This window comes from Roseovarius halotolerans (genome assembly GCF_900172255.1).
GTDB lineage: Bacteria > Pseudomonadota > Alphaproteobacteria > Rhodobacterales > Rhodobacteraceae > Roseovarius > Roseovarius halotolerans.
In genome coordinates this window covers 667,516-687,916 of record NZ_FWFU01000001.1, presented here as the reverse complement: position 1 = coordinate 687,916, position 20,401 = coordinate 667,516, and the positions used below count along the sequence as shown (strand labels likewise).

The following is a 20,401-nucleotide window of genomic DNA, read 5'->3' as shown; positions in this document are numbered from 1 at the left end:
ATTCCTGACACACCCTCTTGACAAGATTTTACACCCTTCCCAAATGCTTGAGTGCGGGATGCCGCTGAATGGGTCCCGGAGATGTTGGTGAGATACGAGGCGTGTGCATGATGCAACGCTTCGGTCCCGTCATCGGCCGCGAGGTGCATCTGTTGGCCTTGCGTATCGAAACACGTGGTCGCCATGCGTCTTCGTGCAGGCTCGCAACCGGGCCCCTCCCTTCGCGACAGTCCCGCAACGTGAAACGCGGTCCGCCCGCTGCGGACCCCCGATGTTGTGACCAGGAAGAGGAGGATACGATGCTGAACTACGGACTGTCCCAGGCGCAATGGGATCCCTTCGCGGAACTGCGCCAGCTTCAATCGCAGATGAACCGCATGTTCGAAGGCGGCGGGCGTAGCCAGCGTGCAAGCGATGGCAACTGGCCCCCGGTCAACATGTGGCTGGGCGACGAAAGCGTGGTCGTCACCGCCGAGATGCCCGGTGTGGGCAAGGACGACATCGACCTGACGGTGCGCGAGAACACCCTGATCATTTCGGGCAAGCGCAATCCGTCCACCGATGACGAAGATGCCGCATGGCATCGTCGCGAGCGCCCGCATGGCGAGTTCTCACGTTCCGTCCGCCTGCCGCTGCGCGTTGATCCCGACAAGGTCGAGGCACGCGCGAAGAACGGCGTGCTGGAGATCGAGATGGGCCGCCCCGATGCGGAACGGCCGCGCAAGATCAAGGTCAAGGCAAGCTGACAGCTGAAACGAGAGGAGGAAAGAACCATGGCAAACGAAATGCAGAAAACCGGCGGCGATGTGGCCCGGTCCGAAGCGGAAGAAACCCGCGATACCGGCCCGACTTTCCGTCCCGCCACGGACATCTTCGAGAAGGACGATGTGGTGACGCTGACCATCGACATGCCGGGCGTTGTCCCGGACAGCGTCGATGTCTCGGTCGAGAACCGCTCGCTCACGGTGCGGGGCACGATCGAGGCGCCCGTGCCCGAAGGCTATCGGCGCATCTATGCAGAATACGCGCCCGGCACCTTCGAGCGGGCCTTCAGCCTGCCCGACACCATCGACGCCGATAAGATCGACGCCACCCATCGTGACGGCGTCCTCACGCTCACCCTGAAGAAGAGCGAGGCCGCCAAGCCGAAACAGATCAAGGTCAAGGCCGCCTGAGGCGACCCGGACCGAAACAGGAAAGGAGGAAATGACAATGGCATTCAGCGATCTCATTCCCTGGGGCCGCGACCGCAACCAGCCGTCCGGCCGACGCAATGAAGACGACAACCCCTTGATGTCGCTCCAGCGCGACCTCAACCGCGTGTTCGAGGATTTCTGGAGCCGGTTCGACAGCCCATTCGGCAGCATGGCCACCAATGGGCCGCGCACCGACATCTCGGAAACCGACGAGGCGATGCTGGTCTCGGTCGATCTGCCCGGCCTCGACGACAAGGATGTCGAGGTGAACGTCACCGACGACATGCTTACGATCCGCGGCGAGCGCGAGGAGAAGGCCGAGAAGGATGGCTTCACCTCGCAGTCCCGGCGCAGCTTCCACCGGATGATCCCGGTGCCGCCGGGCGTGGACGCCGAAAAGGCCGAGGCGGAGTTCAAGCGCGGCGTGCTGACCGTGACCCTGCCCAAGACCGAGGAGGCCAAGGCGCGCGTCAAGCGGATCGACGTCAAGTCCGGCTGACTTGGCTAGGGGCGCGGGGATTTGTCCGCGCCCTGACTCGCCCCATTTCACTGCTCGGCGTGTCGCTAACCGCCACATTTTGATGCCGGTCAAGGCAAGGCTCCACAACTTTGAATAAAATTGCGCCATAGCAAATAGTCAGGAGGAAGACAGGATGGCAAACGGAATCTGTGACATCTGCAAGCGCCGCCCGGCCTCGTTCCGGGCGCAGGTATCGGTCAATGGCGAACGCCAGGTAATGGAGCTTTGTGACGATGATTACCGCAAGCTCGCACGCCAGCAGCGGCGGTCGTCCTCGCCGCTGGAATCGCTCTTCGGCGGCGGATCGCTCTTCGACGAATTCTTCGGTGACAGCCCGCTTGGCGGGATGGACCGGCGTATCGGCGACGAAAGCGAAGGTCAGCGCATTCCCGTAAATCGTGGCAGTCGGCGCGGCCAGGGCGGGGCGAGCATCGCCGATCGTCTTAGCGAACAGGGCAACAAGCTCTTGCAGGAGGCCGCGCAGAAAGCAGGGGAACTCGGCCGCTCCGAGGTCGATACCGAACATCTGCTCTTCGCGCTGAGTCACAGCGATGTGGTCAGGACGCTGCTGGAGCAATTCAAGATCGACGTGGACGACCTGCGCCGCCAGATCGACAAAGAGGCCCCTCGCGGCGAAGACAAACAGGATGGCGAGATCGGCGTCAGCCCGCGTCTGAAGGATGCGCTGAACCGCGCCTTCGTCGCCTCGAACGAGCTGGGCCATTCCTATGTCGGCCCGGAACACCTGCTGATCGGACTCGCCGAAGAAGGCGATGGCCTGGCCGCCGACATCCTTCGCAAGCTCGGCCTGACGCCGCAGTCGCTGCGCCAGCAGGTCACGAAGGTTGTGGGCCAGGGGGCCGAGGAGGGTCGGGTCGAGACGCCCTCGAACACGCCCGACCTCGATGAATTTTCTCGCGACCTCACGAAACTGGCTCGCGACGGCAAGCTCGACCCCGTTATCGGCCGCGCCCGCGAGATCGAGACCACGATCGAGGTTCTGGCGCGGCGCAAGAAGAACAACCCCGTGCTGATCGGCGAGCCCGGCGTCGGCAAGACCGCGATCATCGAGGGCCTGGCACAACGGATCGTGGCTGGCGAGGTGCCCGAAGCTCTGCGCGACAAGCGGTTGGTCGAGCTGAACATCAACTCGATGGTCGCCGGATCGAAATATCGCGGCGAATTCGAGGAACGCATCCAGAAAGTGCTGAAGGAGATCGAGGCCAACAAGGACGATCTCGTGCTCTTTATCGACGAATTGCACACGATCATGGGCGCGGGCCAGGGCGGCGGCGAAGGCGGGCTCGATGTGGCCAATACCTTCAAGCCGGCGCTGGCACGGGGCGAGTTGAACCTGATTGGTGCCACCACACTCAATGAATACCAGAAGCACATCGAGAAGGACGCGGCACTGGAGCGGCGTTTCCAGCCGGTCTATGTCGATGAACCCACGGTGGCGCAGACCATCATGATCCTGCGCGGCCTGCGCGACACGCTGGAGTCTCACCACAAGGTGACGATCACCGACGAGGCCATCGTCGCCGCGGCCGAATTGTCCGATCGCTATGTCACCGGCCGCTTCATGCCCGACAAGGCCATCGACCTGATCGACCAGGCCGCTGCGCGCGTGAAAATCAGCGCCACCGCACGGCCGGTGGACGTGCAGGAGCTGGAAGCGGAGACGAAGCAAATCCAGCGCGAACAGGATTACGCCGCCGCCCGCAAGCAATTCGACCGTGCAGGCGAACTGAAGAAGGAACTGGAGGAAAAGCAGACCGAACTGGATGCCCTGCTGGAAACCTGGAAACGCGACCGTGCCTCGGCCAGCGCCGAGGTGCGCACCGACCACATCGCGCAGATCGTCTCCAAGCTGACCGGCATCCCCGTCACCGACCTGACGACCGAGGAGCGCGAGAAGCTGCTGAAGCTGGAGGACCAGTTGCACGAGCGCGTCATCGGCCAGGATCAGGCGATCGGTGCGGTGGCCGACGCGGTGCGGCTGGCGCGCGCGGGGTTGCGCGAAGGGTCCGCCCCCACGGCGACATTCATGTTCCTCGGGCCCACCGGCGTCGGCAAGACCGAACTCGCCAAGGCGCTGGCCGAGACCGTCTATGGCGACGAGGATGCGATGATCCGCATCGACATGTCGGAATACGGCGAGCGCCACGCCGTCGCGCGGCTGGTGGGCGCCCCGCCGGGTTACGTGGGCTATGACGAGGGCGGCCAGCTGACCGAGCGCGTGCGCCGCCGCCCCTATTCGGTGGTTCTGCTGGACGAGATCGAAAAGGCCCACGCGGATGTCTACAACATCCTGTTGCAGGTCTTCGACGACGGGCGGCTGACCGACGGCAAGGGCCGGGTGGTGGATTTCACCAACACCATCATCATCGCCACCTCGAACCTCGGCTCGGACATCATCCAGCGCAACCTCAAGAAGCGCGGCACGAAGGAGTTCGACGAGGGCAAGCAACGGGGTGAGTTGATGGAGGTGCTACGGCAGCATTTCCGCCCCGAGTTCATCAACCGGATCGACGAGATCATCGTCTTCCATTCGCTCAACCGCCCGGAAATCCGCCGGATCGTGGAGTTGCAGCTCGACCGCGTGGCGCGCACCGCGCTTGGTCAGGGCGTCGAGATGGCGTTCGATGAAAGCGTGACCGATCATTTCGCCGCCGTGGGCTTCCAGCCCGAATTCGGTGCCCGCGAATTGCGCCGCCTGATCCGGTCGGAACTGGAAACCGAACTGGCCCGCGCAATGCTCTCCGGCTCGGTCGAGGATGGCGACAAGGTCCGCGCCGCCTGGTCGGCGGAGGAGCAGAAGATCACCTTCGAGAAACAGGAGGTCGCGGAGGAGGACAGCGCCGAACCGGAAGACAAACCGGCTGACACGTCCGGCACCGCCGATGGCGATGAAGACAGTGAAGCCACGGACGCAAAAGGGGAGTCCGATGCGTCCGAGGAGGCTTCCGCGAAGTAACTGGAGGGTTTTGAAGATGACACATGAAACCAACCCGATCCCCGGCTTCTGTTCCCTGTCGAAGAACTGGTGGGCCTTCGTGCTGCGCGGTGTGCTGGCGCTTGTCATCTCCGTGCTGGCCTGGTTCATGCCGGCCGAGGCGGTGCTGACGCTCACGCTGGTCTTCGGTGCCTTCGCCTTTGCCGATGGCGTCTTCGGCCTGATCGCGGCCGTGCGCCAGATGCGCGAGGGCGAACGCTGGGGCTGGCTCGCCTTCAGCGGCATCCTCGGCATCCTGACCGGCATCGTCGTGATCGTCTCGCCCTTCGTGGCGACTCTGGTTCTGGCCGTATTCCTCTGGGCCAGCATCGCCTTCTGGTCGGTCTTTTCGGGTCTGCTCGAGATCGTCACTGCGATCCGTCTGCGCAAGGAGATCGAGGGCGAGGTCTGGCTCGGGCTGAGCGGCATCGTGTCGGTCCTGCTGGGCGTCCTGATCGTCTGGTTCCTGGCAACAAGCCCCGTTGAAACCCTGCTGGCCCTCGGCTGGCTGCTGGCGATCTATGCCGCGATCTTCGGCGTGACGATCATTCTGCTGGGCTTGAAGCTGCGAAAATCCGGCGGCGGGGCCGACCATACCGCATCGGCGGAAACGGCCTGAGACATCTGAAAGCAACCTGTTCTGAAAGGAGGTCACGATGTTCAGCATGAGAGGTCATAACCGGCCGATGTCCCGGCCGACGATCCCCGGAACCGACCTGTCGTCGCCGGACGTGCCCACGGCGATCATCTATCGCCCGTCGCGCAGCGCGACCCAGTCGGGGCCGCGCCCGCGGCACTGGATACTGGAGTTCGAGCCCGCCGCATCCCCGGAGATCGAGCCGCTGATGGGCTGGACCGCCACGCGCGATCCCTACCGGCCGATCCGGCTCAGCTTTCCGGATCGTGAAAGCGCCATCGACTACGCCGAACGGCAGAACTGGGATTACATTGTGCGGGACGAAAGCCAGCGCCGCCGCGGCCCCCGGCGGGAACCGATCTTCCGGCCCCTTGAAAGGTTGGACGGGCCGCAACCGCGCGTCCGGACCGAAGACCGCAAACCGCCCGCCGAGGACGAGACCGATCCAGTGACCCTGGCCGCGCTGGAATCCTTCCCGGCCTCCGACCCGCCGGCCTGGACGGGAACGACCCTGGGGGGCCGCTGACGTATTGGACGTGCGAAAACCGGCCCGCCGCATGTTCACATCACGATGAAGGACCGGACAACAGGAAACCGCAAAAAGGAGATGCCCATGTTCATTCGCAAGACACTCGCCTCGTCCGTCAGTGCCCTGGCGCTGACATCCATGCTGGCCCTTTCGCCAGCCTTTGCCCAGGAGACATCGCAGCCCCCGACCGCCCAGACCAATGAGGCGGTAAGCGAAGCGGTGCAGGATGAAGCGTCCGCACAGGTCGACGAGAAACGGAAGAAACTTCTCAATGACGCAACTAGGGCACTTGCGGAAACGGAGACCGCTCTCAAGGCTCTCGATGAAGGAGACAGCGAGGCTGCGCTCGAAGCGCTGGCAGTCGCAACCGGCAAGCTTCAAAGCGTCGTCGCCCGCGATCCCGACCTCGCTCTTGCGCCTGTCGATGTCCAGCTGCTCCAACGTGATTTGTTGGGTGACGTGGAAACGATCGACGCGGCCCGCGAGGCAATCGAAAATCTGGTGGACGAAGGCAACCTCCAGGAGGCCCGCCCCCTGATGCGCGATTTTGCCAGCGAAATCGTGGTGGAGACCACCAATCTGCCGCTTGCCACCTACCCCGACGCGCTTCTGCGCGCGACCTCCCAGATTGATGCAGGCGATGTGGAGACCGCGAAACAGACGCTTGCGACCGCGCTTGGAACCGTGGTCGTGACCGAGGAAGTGATCGCGCTTCCGGTTCTGAGGGCGCAACTCCTGATCGACGCTGCGGAAAATGCGCTTGGCGACGGTGAAAGCATGACTGCGGATACCGAAGCCGGGGAATCCGCGGCGGCCGAGACCGAGGATGCCGACGCCGCCGTCGATGCGGAACCGCTTTCGCCCGGCGAATATGTCGAGGCTGCGCGTAACCAACTCAGGATTGCCGAAGCGCTCGGCTACGGCAACGAGGACGATTTCGAGGAACTGCACGAAAACCTCGATGAACTCGACGAGAAGATCGACGCCGCGCACGATACCGGCGGCATCTTCGACAAGATCGGCGACAGCTTCATCCGTCTCAAGCAGAGGCTGTTCGGAACGGATTCGGAATGATGCGCTGCCCTTCCACAATCAACTGCCTTGCAACACCGGTGGCCGGATACCTCCGGCCACCTTTTCCACCGGCTTGAAGGAGATCGAAGATGCCCGCACTTGTTTCTCGTCTTGGCCACATTCTGGTGGCTCTTTGCATCGTTTCGCTGACATTCGCGGCGCCGGTCGCGTCGCAGACGGCCGACCGTCCGCTATTTCGAAGCGACAGCGGACTGCCCACTCTGGCACCCCTTCTGGCCGAGGTCACTCCGGCCGTGGTCAATATATCCGTCGAAAGCCGCCAGACAGCGGAGATGAACCCGCTCTTCAACGACCCGTTCTTCCGGCGGTTCTTCGATATGCCGCCCGTGCCGCAGCAGCCCACGCCGCGCCAGCAGATGAGCGCCGGGTCGGGTGTGATCATCGATTCCGAAGAAGGCTATGTCCTTACCAATCACCACGTGATCGAAAACGGCGACCGGATCGTGGTCACGCTCAAGGATAGACGACAGTTCGATGCTGAACTCATCGGCAGTGACCCCGGAACCGACATCGCATTATTGCAGATCGAAGCCGAGGATATCTCCGCGCTGGAGCTTGGGGACAGCGACAGCCTGCTTGTCGGGGACTATGTGCTCGCTATCGGAAACCCTTTCGGCCTCGGACAGACGGTGACTTCCGGTATCGTCAGTGCATTGGGGCGCAGCGGCCTCAATGTCGACGGCTACGAGGATTTCATCCAGACCGACGCGTCGATCAACCCCGGAAACTCGGGCGGCGCGCTGATCACCCTCGACGGGCGATTGGTCGGCATCAACACCGCGATCATCGCGCCGTCCGGCGGCAATGTCGGAATAGGATTCGCTGTGCCCGCCAACATGGCCAGCGCGGTCATGGATCAGCTGATCGAGTATGGCGAAGTGCGCAGAGGCCAGCTTGGTGTGATGATTCAGGATTTCACGCCCGATCTTGCCGACGCATTGGGCATCGAAGCGGGCGTCGGCGCAGTGGTCACACAGGTCGAGCCCGACAGCGCGGCCGAGGAAGCCGGCTTGCAACCCGGCGACCTGATCGTCGCCGTCGATGGCCGCCCCGTAGCGGGCTCCGCCGATCTTCGCAGTCAGATCGGGCTGAAACGGATCGACAGCGATGTCGAGTTGCAGGTCATTCGCGACGGCGAGGAACTGACTTTAAGTGCGACCCTGCGTGAAGGCGGGCTGGTCGCCGCCGCAACCGGCGAGCGCGCGTTCGACCGGCTTTCGGGAGCGGAGCTTCGCGACCTTCAACCGGGCGACCCGTTCTATGGCAACCTTTCCGGCGTCGTGGTTGCGCGGCTCGATCCGGGAAGCCGGGCGGCGCGTTCGGGATTGGAAGCGGGTGACATCATCCTCGCTGTCAACCGCGTGTCGGTCGCTTCGGTTGCGGATTTGCGCCAGCAACTGGCGCAGGTCGATGGGGCGCTCGCCCTCACCATTCAGCGAGGCGCGGCCCGCATCTTTCTGGTCATGCGCTGAACCTTGGTGGATATCGAAGAGGAGGGTTCCATGTCCGAGACTGAAAAGAAACCCGAAGCCGTAGCGATCACCGATGACATTGGCCAAGACGCTAAGGGCCTTGGAACGATGCCGAAGGCGGAGGACAAAAGCCCGGAGGTCGACATCGCGCGTCTGACCGACAAGTGGAAGCGCGCGCTCGCTGATGCCGAAAACACCCGCAAGAGGGCAGACGCGTCGTACGCGGAGGGGCGTGAACACGGTATCGCCTTGGCCGTCGAGGCTCTCGCGCCTGCCCTTGACGCCCTGGCGCTCGGGATCGAGGCCGCGCGAGCAAATCCGGATGCCGAAGATCCCAGGATCGTTTCGCATCTTGAGGGTCTGTGCAATGCCCGGACGGCCTTCGAGACCGGACTGAAAGCACTCGGCGTGAGAACCATCGCGCCCGAGAACGCGCCTTTCGACGCAGCCCTGCACGAAGCGATGCAGATGCAGGAAACAGACAAAGTCAAACCCGGACAGGTCATGGTCTTGCATCGCCCCGGCTATGCCATCGGCCAGCGCCTGATCCGGCCTGCCCGCGTCACTGTGAGCGCCGCACCAGCCAAAGCGGCGGAGGCATAAGTAATGCTGCGACTTGCGCTCTATCTCGGTGCGAACTTCGCGATCCTCGCGGTGCTGTCGGTGGCGTTCCGCCTGTTCGGCATCGACAGCCTGTTGCAGGCAAACGGCGTCGATCTGAACCTGACGGCGCTGCTGATCTTCGCCGGGGTGCTGGGCTTTGCCGGATCGCTGATCTCGCTCATTCTGTCCAAGAGCATGGCAAAGGCCGCGATGCGCGTGCAGGTCATCACCACTCCACGCAGTGCGGTCGAGCGCTGGCTGATCGAAACCGTCCACGCCCAGGCGGATCGCGCCGGGATCGGGCGGCCCGAAGTCGGCATCTTCGATCACCCCTCGCCCAACGCCTTTGCCACCGGCTGGAATAGCAATGACGCACTGATCGCCGTCAGCACCGGCCTGTTGCATCATATGGACCGGGGCGAGGTCGAGGCGGTGCTAGCCCATGAGGTCAGTCATGCCGCCAATGGCGACATGGTGACGCTCGCGCTGATCCAGGGCGTGGTGAACACCTTCGTCATCTTCCTGTCACGCATTGCCGGACTGCTGTTCGATCGGCTGATCCTGCGGATCGAGCGTGGCTATGGGCCGGGCTTCTGGATCGTGTCGCTGATCATGGAAATGGTCTTGGGCGTGCTGGCCATGGCCATCGTCATGTGGTTTTCGCGCTGGCGCGAGTACCGGGCCGATGCAGGCGGCGCGGCACTGGCAGGACGGCGCAACATGATCGCGGCGCTCGAACGGTTGCGGCAGGCGCAGAACGCACCGCCACTGCCCGAGGAAATGCGCGCCTTTGCCATCAGCGCTGGCCGCGTTCAGGCGCTCTTTGCCAGCCATCCCCCGCTGGAGAAACGCATCGCCGCGCTGAGGCAGGGTGTATGATCGCGATCTTCTCGCTCCTGCTTGTCATCGCCTTGTCACTGCTGATCGTTCGTATCGGCACCATCGCGTTGACGATGACCGGCCTGACCGAAGAGGTTGCGAAGTTTCAGGCGCTCTCTGCCTTTTCCGGCGCGGGCTTCACCACCGACGAGGCCGAACACGTGGTCTCCGGGCCGGCACGCCGCCGCATCATCGGCCTGTTGATCCGGGCCGGCTCGGTGGGGATCGTGACCGCGATCTCGACGCTGATGCTGTCGATGATCGGGGCGGAGCGGCAGGCGACCGCGGATCGGTTGATCATACTCTTGCTCGGTGTGGCCCTCATCTTCGCTCTCGCCCGCTCTGAGCGGCTCGAACGGTGGGCCACCCCGTTGATCCGCCACGCCCTTCAGAAATCGACGGACCTCGATCTGCGGGACTATGCCCATGTGCTTCACCTGCGGGAGAATTTCGCGGTCGGGCGCGTCGAGGGGGCAGAAGGATCGGACTGGTCCGGGAAAACACTGAAAAGCCTGAACCTGCCCTCGCTCGGGATCAATGTTTTGGGGATCGAGCGTATGGATGGAAGCTATGTCGGCGTGCCCGACGGGGAAACGGCACTCAAGGCTGGGGACCGGGTGGTGCTATTCGGAGATCGGGACGAAATGGATCGTCTGGGGTAAGAGCGGGTCGTTCATAGAGAGCCGTTGATCGAACCAGGCTAGAACGCCCCTCTGTAACTACTCGCTTCCGATAGCTGCCATTGGCGCAACGGTAGCGAAGTGCACTTTGTCCGCATAGCGCACGTTAGCCTCATCGGGACCTTCGCAGCCGCCGCGAATGGCCGTTGTCGCGAACGCAGCAGCAATTCGAGGTGATCACGGAGGTCCGCTCAGGGGCGAGCAACCCGGACATGCTGATCACGGCTACAGTTCCCACGTCTGCGGCGGCGGCAGGTGACATCTTTTCAGCTACCTGCCCCGCCATCAACATCCTCGGACACCTCTTGCCGCAGCTTCGGCCCCTGGGCCAGGCGTCTACCGAGAGCCGAGATGAATGCCTCGTAACGCTCCCCTGCCTTGGCCCGAGCCGCCTTGGCTGCGGGTTCCGGCAGAGCCGGTGTTGTTGCCAGCCAGAAACGTATGAATACCGCCAGGCTTTCGATGGAGATCCCGACATCGCGTTCCAGCCGGGTGATCCGCCTGTCGATCTGATCCAGGCGTCGGGCCAGAACCGCCTCGCGGCGCTCTCCGTCATCCGGAGAGAGGAAGGATGCGATCGCGGCCTCGGCCACCATCGACTGGGATCGATCACGCCGGGCGGCGAAGTCTGCCAGCATCTGCATTACCTCGGGATCGAGGTAGACCGAGATCTTCGTCTTCTTGCGGCTGGTGGTCATGATCAAAGCTCCATGCCGTCGTCGGGATTGAGGGAGACCTGCCGCGCGACACCGCGCATCTGCTGCATGATGCGGCGATTGCGAATGGCACCGTCCTCCTCATCCTCGGGTGGGTCGAATTCAAACTCGTTCTCAATGGGGGACTGCCTGTCGACCGGCCGAGGCTGCGCCAGCTCCGGCTGAAGACGGCGCTCTGACGCAGTCGGGTCCTCATCCTCCGATCCCGTCTCGGATACTGGCTCCAACTCGTCGTTCTGCGTTGGGACTGCCAGACTGCTCCAGTCATCCTTCCCCGAAGCGCCCACATTCCCCAAATCGGGTGGCGGCAAGACCCGCTCGGTGAACCGCGCATCTTTGTAATACCGTGCTTTTGTCGCCCGGATCGGCGGTGTGCCGGCCACCATGACGATCTCATCGGACGGCGGCAGTTGCATGATTTCTCCGGGGGTGAGCAACGCCCGCGCGGTCTCCGATCGGGACACCATGAGATGGCTGAGCCACGGCGCCAGACGGTGCCCGGCATAGTTCTTCATCGCCTTCATCTCGGTAGCGGTGCCGAGAGCGTCGGATACCCGCTTCGCCGTGCGCTCATCATTGGTCGCGAAGCTCACCCGGACGTGGCAATTGTCGAGGATCGAGTTGTTTGGGCCGTAGGCCTTTTCGATCTGGTTCAGCGACTGGGCGATGAGGAAGCTCTTCAGCCCGTAGCCCGCCATGAAGGCCAGCGCGCTCTCGAAGAAATCCAACCGGCCAAGCGCCGGGAACTCATCGAGCATCAGAAGCAGCCGATGACGGTCATCCTTACCCTGTAGGTCTTCGGTCAGGCGTCGGCCGACCTGGTTGAGGATCAGCCGGATGAGCGGCTTGGTGCGATTGATGTCAGAGGGCGGCACCACGAGATACAGCGTGACGGGGCGCACTCCCCCGACAATGTCACCGATCCGCCAGTCGCAGCGGCGCGTGACCTGCGCGACCACGGGGTCGCGATAGAGGCCAAGGAAAGACATCGCCGTCGAAAGCACACCGGAGCGTTCATTCTCGGACTTGTTGAGCAACTCGCGGGCGGCGCTGGCGACCACGGGATGCGGCCCCGCCTCGCCCAGGTGCGGCGTCCGCATCATCGCGCGGAGTGTGGCCTCCACGGGGCGCCGCGGGTCGGACAGGAAGTTGGCGACACCGGCCAGCGTCTTGTCCTTCTCGGCATAGAGCACATGCAGGATCGCACCGACGAGCAAGCTGTGGCTGGTCTTCTCCCAGTGGTTTCGCCTCTCCAGGCTCCCCTCGGGGTCGACGAGGATGTCGGCGATGTTCTGGACATCGCGAACCTCCCACTCCCCACGGCGCACTTCCAGCAAGGGGTTGTAGGCCGAGGAGTTCGGATTGGTCGGATCGAAGAGGAGGACCCGACCGTGCCGGGCGCGGAACCCTGCGGTCAGTTGCCAGTTCTCGCCCTTGATGTCATGAACGATGGCCGAGCCGGGCCAGGTGAGAAGCGAGGGTACGACAAGCCCTACCCCCTTGCCGGATCGCGTCGGCGCGAAGCAGAGTACATGCTCCGGCCCATCGTGGCGCAGGTATTCCCGCTCATAGCGGCCGAGGACCACTCCATCCGGGTCCAGCAATCCAGCCGCCTTCACCTCGCCCTTCTCGGCCCATCGGGCTGATCCATAGGTCGCAACGTTGCGGGCCTCGCGGGCACGCCAGACCGACATGGCGATGGCCACACCGATGGCGATGAAGCCCCCAGAGGCGGCGATGATCCCGCCTGTCGCGAAAATCGGCGGCGCATAGGCCTCGTAGAAATACCACCACCAGAAGATGGCGGGAGGATAGTAGACGGGCGTCCCGAACAGCTCGAACCAGGGCGGTCCCAGCTGTGCCTGATAGCCGAGGCTCGCGGCCACGTATTGCGTCGCGCCCCAGGTGGTGGCCAGAATGATGAGGAAGACGATAGAGATTTGCCCCCAGAGGATCTTGGTCGCGGACATGACTGTCGCTCCTTTCCGGTGTGTTGATCAAAGGCCAAGACCGCGCTTGCGGCCAAAGTCCCAGTCCACTCCGCTGTCCCCGCGCGCGACGCCGGTGACATCCCGGCCGAGGTGCTTTTCGAGAGACGGAGACCAGGGCACCAACTGGAAGCCGAGCGCGCCGTCAGCTCCAAAGCCCTCGATCATGGCAAAACGGCCCGAAGCCAGCACGAGACGCTGGCGATAGATGCCGCTGACGTAGTCACCCGGATCAGCCTTGTTGAACGGCAAACCGGTTTGCCCCGAGAGCTGCGCGCCAACCGCCTGCAGCTCGCGGTCGCGCAAGGTTCCGAGCAGGCGCCGGGCAAAGACCACCCTGCCGTCCCGCCGCTCTCCTAGCCCTTCCGTGACCAGGTGCTCGGCCCGGGCTTCCAGGGCCTCCCGGACCTCGGCACCGAAGCCCTGGTCCGACAAGGCGAGCGGGGCGCGCGCGATTGCCTGCCGGTCGAGCCAGGTGGCCCCGGACGCGGTGACCTGAGTAGCAAGTTCCAGGTCGGACCGAGGTGCCAGTGCGACACGACGCTGGCCGCGCGCATCGTCATAGGTGCGGAGTTCCACGATAGAGCCGGGGGCGCTGTCGCCGGCGGCGTCGAGATGGGGCAGACGGATATGGTGGCTCCGGCCATCGACACCATCGACGACGGCATAGGCTGTCCCCTTCAGCTCGTCATCGAGGCCCCGCTGGACCAGACAACCGATGACAGGAACATCGAGGCTCTCTGCGGCAAGGACGAAACTCGAGGACCCGCGCTCGATCCCGCGTTCCGTCAGCGCCCGATGCATCCGCTTGATGATGTCGCCACGCTCCCCCATCTCCCGCAGGACTGCCTCTGCATCATCCCTGATGTGCCATTGCGACTGTCCGATCTGGTCGGCGACGCCGAGCACTTCCAGCCGGCGCAACCGCCCGACCTTCAGCGCGTGAAACGCATCCGGCTGCCGATCCGCATCCGGCGCCATGTCGAGGATGCGGGAACGCCCGGCATCCCGGAGCAACTGACGATCGAGCTGCGTCCAGCGCTCGGCCCCGATCTGACGTTCAAGCGTGCGGCGGATGTCGAGATCGCTGCGTGGGCCCAGTTCCTGGGTGATGAGATCCCGTGCCCTGTCCCGCATGCCCTCCTTGATGTAGTCCCGCGAGATCACGAGATCCTGGCCGTCGTCGCGTACGCCCCGAACGATCAGGTGGACGTGCGGATGCGCGGTGTTCCAGTGATCGACGCCGACCCAGTCAAGCGACGTGCCGAGATCCTGCTCCATCCGCCCGACGAGATCGCGGGTGAAGGATTGCAGGTCGGACATGTCCGGCGCGTCGTCGGGTGAGACGATGAACCGGAAATGATGACGGTCATCGCGACACCGCTCGGCAAAGGCCCGGCCATCGGCATCCTCCGTTCCCGGCCCGAAGAGCCTGGCCTTCTCCCCCTCCCGGGTCACGCCGTCCCGGCGCAGGTAATCCAGGTGGGACCCGAGGGGCGCGGATTTCCCGCTGTGCCGGACCACACGCGCCTTGACCACCGCGCCGCGTGTGCGGGCGGTGATGAGGCGGTTGGCCTGAATACTGGCGCGTTGACCGCGCCCGAAGCGGGACCGATTGCCCGTGGTGACGCGCCCGGCCCGCGAGACGCCACCGCCGGCCTTTTTCGCGGCAGCCAGAGCTTGTGCGATGAAGGGCCGGGCCTGCTGCGCCTTTGTCGAACGGATACGCCCCGGGCGGATGCGGAACTCGCGATCATCGGGCATATGAAATCCCCGCACAGTGCGAAACAACGCAAAAGATCAGAGTGTTAGGCACATCTCGCACGGTGCAGGCACGCGCCACACGGTGCGGAGCGCGGCAAAAACATGAACAAAAACAACCGCCCAACCGCCGCGCACCGTGCGCCCTTTTATCCTGCCATCCTTCGGTCGTGGTGCCCGCCACCACCGCCTGCCCCCTCAAAAGCACGCCAGAGTACGTCGGAATGCGAAGTGTGATCTCCCGGGTCATGGCCGGGCCTCAGCAGTCTCTCGCCGGACGAAGAGGCCCTCGGGCTGCGGGGTGAGGCCCGCCAGCGGCACCGCCGGGTCGGGTGAAGAAACGCCGCCGACGGTCCGGTGAGGCGACACAGGATCGGTCGCAGAGGTCCCGTCTTCGCGGCTGATGAAGATTGCCGCCTCACGCCAATCGAGCGGCTGGGCTGCAGCAACAGTGCCGTCCGGCGGCTGCTCGCCTAGCAACACAGGCGCAAGCGCAGCGACATAGGCGCGCGTCTCGGCCGGCAACGGACGATCCGCTAGGCGGTATTCGTCGTAGCGGGCGGGACCGGCGTTATAGGCCGCCAGCATCGCCGCGACATTGCCATAGCGGTCCCACATCTCGCGCAGATAGGCCGTGCCCGCGAGGATGTTGTCACGCGGATCGAAGGGATCATGGCCGAGACCATGACGGATGCGCAGCCCGGCCCAGGTGTCGGGCATGACCTGCATCAGCCCCATCGCACCGGCCGACGACAGCGCGCGCAGATCGCCCGCGCTTTCCGCCCGCATCACGGCCATGATCCATGTCGTCGGAATGCCGAAGCGCTGCGATGCCTCGGTGACCTGGGCGGCGTAGGGATGCACGGCAATTGCGTGATCGGGCGCATCGGTTTGCGCCAGAAGCGGCTGGGTGGCGGTGACCGGAAGGAAGAGGCCGGAAAGAAGAAGGAGGAGCATGCGGCGGCGGGCGCCGCATCTCCCCGAAGCGGGACGGGTGCAGGACATTGTCATTTTCAGTCCTGCTCATCGCGCTTCTTCGGGCGGGTCCAGTGCAGCCCCCATGCCCTGCCCTCCTCATCCGACTGGAACAGGCGGGCGCGGATCGGATGCTGGAAAACCGGATCATCGAGCAGGACCGAAACGAAAGCCCCTGCGGTTTCGCCGGTGTGTTTCCAGCCCGCGCCAACCTCCGGACCATCCTCGTCACCGAGATGAATGCGATAGGCAGGAGCCTTCTCGGTATCGACGTTATCGGTTGGAACAAAGGTCAGTTCCAGGTCGAGCGAGAGCGTGCGAAGCTGTCCGGAATAGCCGGACGGGGTGCGTGTGAATTGGCCGATCTGTGGCATTGGAAGCTCCTTCCTCTTGCGGTGAATGGGAGGCAGGCCGCTGGCACGTCCCGCCATAAGCGCGCGTCACCGCTCCGGCGCGTGCCAGACGAGGCGGCCATCGCCACCCTCATCGGTGAACAGTGGACTGGCCCGGCCGATCACTGCCGAGGCGGGGAACGGACCGAAGTAGCGGCCATCGAAGCTGTCAGAGACCGCCGGGTTCATCAGGAAGACCTCGCCCTCTACGATGGTGCGGCAGCCCTGCCAGACAGGAAGATCACGGCCCTGGCTGTCGCGCTCTCGCGCCTCCCCCAGGTGTCTGCCATCGACGGTGATCGCGGCCCCGTCACGGCAGACCCGTTGTCCCGGCAGCCCGATGACGTGCTTTAAGATCGGCACATCGCGACCGACATAGCCGCGCGCGACCATGAAACCTGCAAAGGGTTCAGGCGGCATGACCACGACCAGATCTGGCACCGCGAGCCGGTCCACCGGCGCGATGGTATAGAAGCCAATCGGCACGCTGGCCGAGGCGTTCCAGACCAGCCGTGGCGCAGCCGGAATGCTGCCGGCGATGACGGCGGCAAGCGCCGCAACCGTCACCATGGTGTAGCGGGCACGAGTCATTTTCCGATCTCCCGACGCCGGAGCCATGCGGCATGGCGTTCCGCCGTATAGGGTCGCGACGCTTCGCCCGCCTTCATCCAGTGGGCGACATGGCGCCAGTGATCGGGATCGACGTCGGCAGGATCGATGCCGAGACCCTCGATGGCATCGACATGGCGGAGGACGTTCTCGACCTTGGGCCAGCCTTCGATCTTCAACAAAATCTCGCCACCAGGGAGCACGAAGGGCAGCGTCTGACAGGCGCTGCCAGGCGCGATCGTGCGCACTATGTCGATGCGCGAGAAGACGGTTCCATAGTCATTCGCCGCCCAGCGGACGAAGGCGAAGACAGAGCCCGGTATGAAGAAGACCACACGTCGGCTGCGGTCCAGGACCTGCTCCCCTGCCCCGTTGCCGAACCGGATCCAGAACTCGGTCCGCTTCTCCAGCCAGATCAATTCGACGCGGGTCATACCGTCGAAGCTGAGCGAGGAAGCCTCAGTCGCGGATGATTTGCCGGGTCTCAGAATGACACTCATCACCGATCTCCCGGTAGATCGAGTGGAAGGCGTGCCAAGACGGGGCGACGGACCGTGTCGGAGGCGGGGCTGTCCGGGAGCGATCCGGCAGCGCCAGGCATGCTTGATGCGTCCGGTTTCTCAGCCTTTCGAAGGCTCCCGGCTGCGCTGCGGATGATGTTCTCCACACCATCCGCGCGCTCTTCAAAGTTAGAGTCTTCGTTAGACTCTAAGTTAAGGGAGCGATTTCCGCTTTTGCTTCCGTACGTTACACCCTGTTTGGGTTCCTGATAGCACGAGCCACCGGTTCCTGATGGCACGATAGTCGGGGTTCCCGATAGCACGAGCGCATTCACAGGTTTTCCACAGCCCGGCGCAGGCTCGAAGGCCAGCAGCTTGCGGCCACCAACCTCAGTCTCCAGAAAGAGTGTGTAACCCGGCAGCGGCTGCCGCCGGATGATGTCGCGAAGCTCGAAGGCAAACCGCTTGAAGGGCGACAGTGTCCCGGACTTCTGGTGAAGATGATGGAAGTCGAAACGCCAGCCATCGCGCTGGCGGCCACCGTGCTTGCGCACCAGGCGATAGAGCCAACGGTCGAGCCCGCCGGTCAGGTCGAAATACGCCCGGTCAATGGTGAGGATGAGCGCATTGTCGAGCACGGCCTGGTAGAACCAGTCGGGCACAATCAGCTCGATGCCGTCCGGACGCCCGTCCCTGTCGCTGCGCTCCTGCCATTCGTTGATCCAGGAGAAGCGGTGGCGGCGTCCTTCCGCCGGCTGGCGGATAGAGGTGGAGATCGTCGTCGACTGCAGACGATCCAGCGCCGCCTTCAGGCGCTGGTAATCCCGCGAACTGGTGCCGCGGCCGACATAGGTGAGGATCTCATATGGGGTGGCGGCCATCAGCCGGGAGGTGCGCAGACCCGCGTCACGCGCCTCGACGATCTGGCTCGCCGCCCAGATCAGGATGTCGGCATCCCAGATCGTGGCCATACCGTGATCAGGAACAGCCTCGACCCGGATGCTGACGCTGCCAGCGGCAAAGTCGATCGGTGCGACCCGTTTGGATTTGGCGAGGGAGAAGAAGGGATAGGCCATGAGGTCTTGCGCATCTCTTGGGGCGAAATCCCCGGGCAGCGCGCGGAACAGATCGAGCTGTCCACGCTCGGAACGGGGTCTGCGTCCATCGGTCATGAAGGTGTCGCCCCCCAAGGTCAGCGCACGAAGCGGCCGGGCTGCGGGAGGTTCGGGAGCGTGTGGCGTTTCGCCGGCAGCACCTGTCCGCGCGGGTCGGAGGTCGACGTGACAGCGCCCCGTCCAACCCAGGCCTGCAGGTCCTCGATCGCATAGACCACACGCCCGCCCAGCTTGTGGTAGGCGGGACCGGTGCCATAGGTCCTGTGCTTCTCCAGCGTCCGAGCCGACAGGCTCAGGAACTGCGCGGCTTCCTTGGTGCGCAGATAGCGCGGGGGAAGTTCGGTTGAGATGGCGGACATCGGGCGTCTCCCTGCTGTGTGTGACCAGTGCCGCGAAACAGCGGCTGATGACGGTCACGATGGCGAAGCGCGTCCGGTCAGATGCAGTGGGGAGTTGGCAGAGGAAAATTCGCACACCGCGACGCGGGATCGCGGACCTAGAGGCGGCGCTGGTGACGAAGGAGCTTACGATAGCCGCCGGCGATCAGGTCACGCCCCTCACGAAGGAGACTGGAGACGGCAAAACGGGCGGAGGAGACCTGCCATTCATCGCGGTCCAGGTGACCGGTACGGAACAGGACCTCGGCGATCTGCTTCTGGGTTGCGCCGTCGAAGGCGGCGTCGGAGGCCTGGAGGACACGGCGCAAGCGCGTTTTCTGCTGCGCGGTCAGGCGGGTGTCGCGTGGGATTGAACGACGTCGATGCTGATCCGCCAACAGCCGCTGGATCGCCTCGATGCGATCAAGGCCCTCGGGGCCGAGAGGAACAGTAGCAACAAGCCGACCACGGTCTTTCCGAGGAGCGACGAGATGCAGGTATGTTCCGTCCGGCAGCATGTGGCGCAGGTGCTTGCCAATCGGGGATGCCCTGCCCTTCGGGGCAACTATCTCATCGCCGGGCGCGCCAGTCACTCCTGCGAGTACCTCGGGGGCGACCGCGAAGATCACGGCGCTGGTATCGATTTCGGGGCGCCAGAAAATCTCGGCGACATTCGCGGTCAAACCGGGCCGTATCGGGAAAGCACAGCCCCCATCGACGGCCCACCTGATCCCTCAGGTCAGCCCTCTCAGGTGGTCCCCCTGCAAGTTCTGCATAGTCATCTTGATATTCGGGATTGCGGCGCAGGCATTCCCAGCCGAGTTCCGGCGCGGCCAGATCATCGAGATAGTCATAGGCGGCCTGGTCACGCCAATTCGAACGGTCGGGTTGCATGGCATCGCCCCTCCCCTGGGTTGATCTCAGGAAAGGATTCCGAGAGATCAATCATTTGGGAAGTCCGCCCTAAGGCATCAGGTGATGCGTGGCACGCATCACCTTCTCAGCCGGTGCGCCCCGCCGCCAACTGCCGATAGCCCTCGGAACTCAGCCAGCGCGCGCGTTCAAGATGGGTATCGTGGACCAGGCGCGCCCGCTCAGGCTCTTTCTGCGTATCAAGGCCCAGGATGATCCGCGCCGCCTCCTGCCAGCTCGCGCCCTCGCCTGCAGCATCGAGCAAACGCATATACTGCGTCATGTGGCGACGGTCATAATCCGTCACCACGGCCCCTTGCGGCGGTACATCCTGCAATTCGCCTCTTCTCACGCGCAACCCCATTGCGGTTTGCCAGCATGTTTAGCACGGTTGTTCGATCTTCTTGTGAGCATGGCGACGGCGGGCGTCCCTCTTCGAGGAGACGTGCC

Annotated in this window: 23 protein-coding genes; 11 read left to right on the top strand and 12 right to left on the bottom strand. The window is 64.0% G+C overall.

What is annotated here, in order from left to right; all coding sequences use genetic code 11:
* The first annotated feature begins 299 nt into the window (after positions 1–299).
* The 11 genes from ROH8110_RS03385 (at position 300) to ROH8110_RS03335 (ending at position 10,588) form a co-directional block, all read left to right on the top strand.
* A complete protein-coding gene (locus ROH8110_RS03385; RefSeq protein ID WP_043870014.1) occupies positions 300–746 on the top strand; it encodes an Hsp20/alpha crystallin family protein in 447 nt (148 codons plus the stop codon).
* Positions 747–773: 27 nt separating this feature from the next.
* Positions 774–1,175 carry an Hsp20/alpha crystallin family protein gene (locus tag ROH8110_RS03380; protein ID WP_043870015.1) on the top strand — a complete coding sequence of 134 codons (402 nt, stop codon included), beginning with the start codon at positions 774–776 and terminating at the stop codon, positions 1,173–1,175.
* Between the two features lie 37 nt (positions 1,176–1,212).
* On the top strand, positions 1,213–1,695 hold the full coding sequence (locus ROH8110_RS03375) for an Hsp20/alpha crystallin family protein (RefSeq protein ID WP_043870016.1): 483 nt from the start codon (positions 1,213–1,215) through the stop codon (positions 1,693–1,695).
* Positions 1,696–1,849: 154 nt separating this feature from the next.
* Positions 1,850–4,693 (top strand): ATP-dependent Clp protease ATP-binding subunit, encoded by a 2,844-nt coding sequence (locus ROH8110_RS03370; RefSeq protein ID WP_043870017.1) that lies wholly within the window; start codon positions 1,850–1,852, stop codon positions 4,691–4,693.
* A gap of 16 nt (positions 4,694–4,709) precedes the next feature.
* Entirely contained in the window at positions 4,710–5,330 is a 621-nt protein-coding gene (locus tag ROH8110_RS03365) for an HdeD family acid-resistance protein (protein WP_043871727.1), read from the top strand.
* Positions 5,331–5,367: 37 nt separating this feature from the next.
* Positions 5,368–5,874: an NADH dehydrogenase ubiquinone Fe-S protein 4 gene (locus ROH8110_RS03360; protein ID WP_082033239.1), complete on the top strand. Its 507-nt coding sequence runs from the start codon at positions 5,368–5,370 to the stop codon at positions 5,872–5,874.
* Positions 5,875–5,961: 87 nt separating this feature from the next.
* Positions 5,962–6,951 (top strand): YfdX family protein, encoded by a 990-nt coding sequence (locus ROH8110_RS03355; protein WP_052453273.1) that lies wholly within the window; start codon positions 5,962–5,964, stop codon positions 6,949–6,951.
* An 89-nt stretch (positions 6,952–7,040) separates the two neighbouring features.
* Entirely contained in the window at positions 7,041–8,444 is a 1,404-nt protein-coding gene (locus ROH8110_RS03350; RefSeq protein WP_043870018.1) for a DegQ family serine endoprotease, read from the top strand.
* Positions 8,445–8,474: 30 nt separating this feature from the next.
* The gene (locus tag ROH8110_RS03345) at positions 8,475–9,047 is read left to right on the top strand and encodes a nucleotide exchange factor GrpE (RefSeq protein ID WP_052453274.1); all 573 of its coding nucleotides are present in this window, start codon (positions 8,475–8,477) and stop codon (positions 9,045–9,047) included.
* Between the two features lie 3 nt (positions 9,048–9,050).
* Positions 9,051–9,926 carry a protease HtpX gene (gene htpX / locus ROH8110_RS03340; protein WP_043870019.1) on the top strand — a complete coding sequence of 292 codons (876 nt, stop codon included), beginning with the start codon at positions 9,051–9,053 and terminating at the stop codon, positions 9,924–9,926.
* Positions 9,923–10,588 (top strand): cation:proton antiporter regulatory subunit, encoded by a 666-nt coding sequence (locus tag ROH8110_RS03335; RefSeq protein WP_074743005.1) that lies wholly within the window; start codon positions 9,923–9,925, stop codon positions 10,586–10,588. The genes htpX and ROH8110_RS03335 overlap by 4 nt, the downstream gene beginning before the upstream one ends.
* Positions 10,589–10,872: 284 nt before the next feature.
* On the opposite strand, the gene ROH8110_RS03330 is transcribed toward ROH8110_RS03335, so the two are convergent.
* From ROH8110_RS03330 to ROH8110_RS03280, 12 genes are all read right to left on the bottom strand, one after another.
* Complete coding sequence (locus tag ROH8110_RS03330) at positions 10,873–11,304, bottom strand: hypothetical protein (protein WP_043870020.1); 432 nt, start codon at positions 11,302–11,304, stop codon at positions 10,873–10,875.
* 2 nt (positions 11,305–11,306) lie between these two features.
* The gene (locus ROH8110_RS03325) at positions 11,307–13,292 is read right to left on the bottom strand and encodes a conjugal transfer protein TraG (RefSeq protein WP_085816333.1); all 1,986 of its coding nucleotides are present in this window, start codon (positions 13,290–13,292) and stop codon (positions 11,307–11,309) included.
* Between the two features lie 27 nt (positions 13,293–13,319).
* Positions 13,320–15,074: a relaxase/mobilization nuclease domain-containing protein gene (locus ROH8110_RS03320; RefSeq protein WP_085816332.1), complete on the bottom strand. Its 1,755-nt coding sequence runs from the start codon at positions 15,072–15,074 to the stop codon at positions 13,320–13,322.
* A gap of 243 nt (positions 15,075–15,317) precedes the next feature.
* Positions 15,318–16,082 carry a lytic transglycosylase domain-containing protein gene (locus tag ROH8110_RS03315; RefSeq protein WP_085816331.1) on the bottom strand — a complete coding sequence of 255 codons (765 nt, stop codon included), beginning with the start codon at positions 16,080–16,082 and terminating at the stop codon, positions 15,318–15,320.
* A 2-nt stretch (positions 16,083–16,084) separates the two neighbouring features.
* A complete protein-coding gene (locus tag ROH8110_RS03310; protein ID WP_085816330.1) occupies positions 16,085–16,420 on the bottom strand; it encodes a DUF736 domain-containing protein in 336 nt (111 codons plus the stop codon).
* Positions 16,421–16,486: 66 nt separating this feature from the next.
* A complete protein-coding gene (locus tag ROH8110_RS03305; protein WP_085816329.1) occupies positions 16,487–17,029 on the bottom strand; it encodes a S26 family signal peptidase in 543 nt (180 codons plus the stop codon).
* Positions 17,026–17,547 (bottom strand): DUF2840 domain-containing protein, encoded by a 522-nt coding sequence (locus ROH8110_RS03300; RefSeq protein WP_085816328.1) that lies wholly within the window; start codon positions 17,545–17,547, stop codon positions 17,026–17,028. Before ROH8110_RS03300 ends, ROH8110_RS03305 begins: the two co-directional genes overlap by 4 nt.
* Positions 17,547–18,719, bottom strand: a complete 1,173-nt coding sequence (locus ROH8110_RS03295; protein WP_085816972.1) for a replication initiator protein A — start codon at positions 18,717–18,719, stop codon at positions 17,547–17,549. The genes ROH8110_RS03300 and ROH8110_RS03295 overlap by 1 nt, the downstream gene beginning before the upstream one ends.
* Before the next feature lie 20 nt (positions 18,720–18,739).
* The gene (locus ROH8110_RS03290; RefSeq protein ID WP_009573772.1) at positions 18,740–19,021 is read right to left on the bottom strand and encodes a helix-turn-helix transcriptional regulator; all 282 of its coding nucleotides are present in this window, start codon (positions 19,019–19,021) and stop codon (positions 18,740–18,742) included.
* Between the two features lie 137 nt (positions 19,022–19,158).
* A complete protein-coding gene (locus ROH8110_RS03285) occupies positions 19,159–19,722 on the bottom strand; it encodes a DUF2285 domain-containing protein (protein WP_245962759.1) in 564 nt (187 codons plus the stop codon).
* On the bottom strand, positions 19,610–19,933 hold the full coding sequence (locus ROH8110_RS19010; protein ID WP_370738107.1) for a transcriptional regulator domain-containing protein: 324 nt from the start codon (positions 19,931–19,933) through the stop codon (positions 19,610–19,612). The genes ROH8110_RS03285 and ROH8110_RS19010 overlap by 113 nt, the downstream gene beginning before the upstream one ends.
* Positions 19,934–20,039: 106 nt before the next feature.
* Complete coding sequence (locus ROH8110_RS03280) at positions 20,040–20,315, bottom strand: DNA -binding domain-containing protein (protein WP_085816327.1); 276 nt, start codon at positions 20,313–20,315, stop codon at positions 20,040–20,042.
* Positions 20,316–20,401: the final 86 nt, after the last annotated feature.

Excerpts from the sequence above, each read along its gene's own strand:
- ROH8110_RS03385 (WP_043870014.1), top strand. The coding sequence starts at position 300 with ATGCTGAACTACGGACTGTCCCAGGCGCAATGGGATCCCTTCGCGGAA.
- ROH8110_RS03380 (WP_043870015.1), top strand. The coding sequence starts at position 774 with ATGGCAAACGAAATGCAGAAAACCGGCGGCGATGTGGCCCGGTCCGAA.
- ROH8110_RS03375 (WP_043870016.1), top strand. The coding sequence starts at position 1,213 with ATGGCATTCAGCGATCTCATTCCCTGGGGCCGCGACCGCAACCAGCCG.
- ROH8110_RS03370 (WP_043870017.1), top strand. The coding sequence starts at position 1,850 with ATGGCAAACGGAATCTGTGACATCTGCAAGCGCCGCCCGGCCTCGTTC.
- ROH8110_RS03365 (WP_043871727.1), top strand. The coding sequence starts at position 4,710 with ATGACACATGAAACCAACCCGATCCCCGGCTTCTGTTCCCTGTCGAAG.
- ROH8110_RS03360 (WP_082033239.1), top strand. The coding sequence starts at position 5,368 with ATGTTCAGCATGAGAGGTCATAACCGGCCGATGTCCCGGCCGACGATC.
- ROH8110_RS03355 (WP_052453273.1), top strand. The coding sequence starts at position 5,962 with ATGTTCATTCGCAAGACACTCGCCTCGTCCGTCAGTGCCCTGGCGCTG.
- ROH8110_RS03350 (WP_043870018.1), top strand. The coding sequence starts at position 7,041 with ATGCCCGCACTTGTTTCTCGTCTTGGCCACATTCTGGTGGCTCTTTGC.
- ROH8110_RS03345 (WP_052453274.1), top strand. The coding sequence starts at position 8,475 with ATGTCCGAGACTGAAAAGAAACCCGAAGCCGTAGCGATCACCGATGAC.
- htpX (WP_043870019.1), top strand. The coding sequence starts at position 9,051 with ATGCTGCGACTTGCGCTCTATCTCGGTGCGAACTTCGCGATCCTCGCG.
- ROH8110_RS03335 (WP_074743005.1), top strand. The coding sequence starts at position 9,923 with ATGATCGCGATCTTCTCGCTCCTGCTTGTCATCGCCTTGTCACTGCTG.
- ROH8110_RS03330 (WP_043870020.1), bottom strand. The coding sequence starts at position 11,304 with ATGACCACCAGCCGCAAGAAGACGAAGATCTCGGTCTACCTCGATCCC.
- ROH8110_RS03325 (WP_085816333.1), bottom strand. The coding sequence starts at position 13,292 with ATGTCCGCGACCAAGATCCTCTGGGGGCAAATCTCTATCGTCTTCCTC.
- ROH8110_RS03320 (WP_085816332.1), bottom strand. The coding sequence starts at position 15,074 with ATGCCCGATGATCGCGAGTTCCGCATCCGCCCGGGGCGTATCCGTTCG.
- ROH8110_RS03315 (WP_085816331.1), bottom strand. The coding sequence starts at position 16,082 with ATGACAATGTCCTGCACCCGTCCCGCTTCGGGGAGATGCGGCGCCCGC.
- ROH8110_RS03310 (WP_085816330.1), bottom strand. The coding sequence starts at position 16,420 with ATGCCACAGATCGGCCAATTCACACGCACCCCGTCCGGCTATTCCGGA.
- ROH8110_RS03305 (WP_085816329.1), bottom strand. The coding sequence starts at position 17,029 with ATGACTCGTGCCCGCTACACCATGGTGACGGTTGCGGCGCTTGCCGCC.
- ROH8110_RS03300 (WP_085816328.1), bottom strand. The coding sequence starts at position 17,547 with ATGAGTGTCATTCTGAGACCCGGCAAATCATCCGCGACTGAGGCTTCC.
- ROH8110_RS03295 (WP_085816972.1), bottom strand. The coding sequence starts at position 18,719 with ATGACCGATGGACGCAGACCCCGTTCCGAGCGTGGACAGCTCGATCTG.
- ROH8110_RS03290 (WP_009573772.1), bottom strand. The coding sequence starts at position 19,021 with ATGTCCGCCATCTCAACCGAACTTCCCCCGCGCTATCTGCGCACCAAG.
- ROH8110_RS19010 (WP_370738107.1), bottom strand. The coding sequence starts at position 19,933 with ATGCAACCCGACCGTTCGAATTGGCGTGACCAGGCCGCCTATGACTAT.
- ROH8110_RS03280 (WP_085816327.1), bottom strand. The coding sequence starts at position 20,315 with ATGGGGTTGCGCGTGAGAAGAGGCGAATTGCAGGATGTACCGCCGCAA.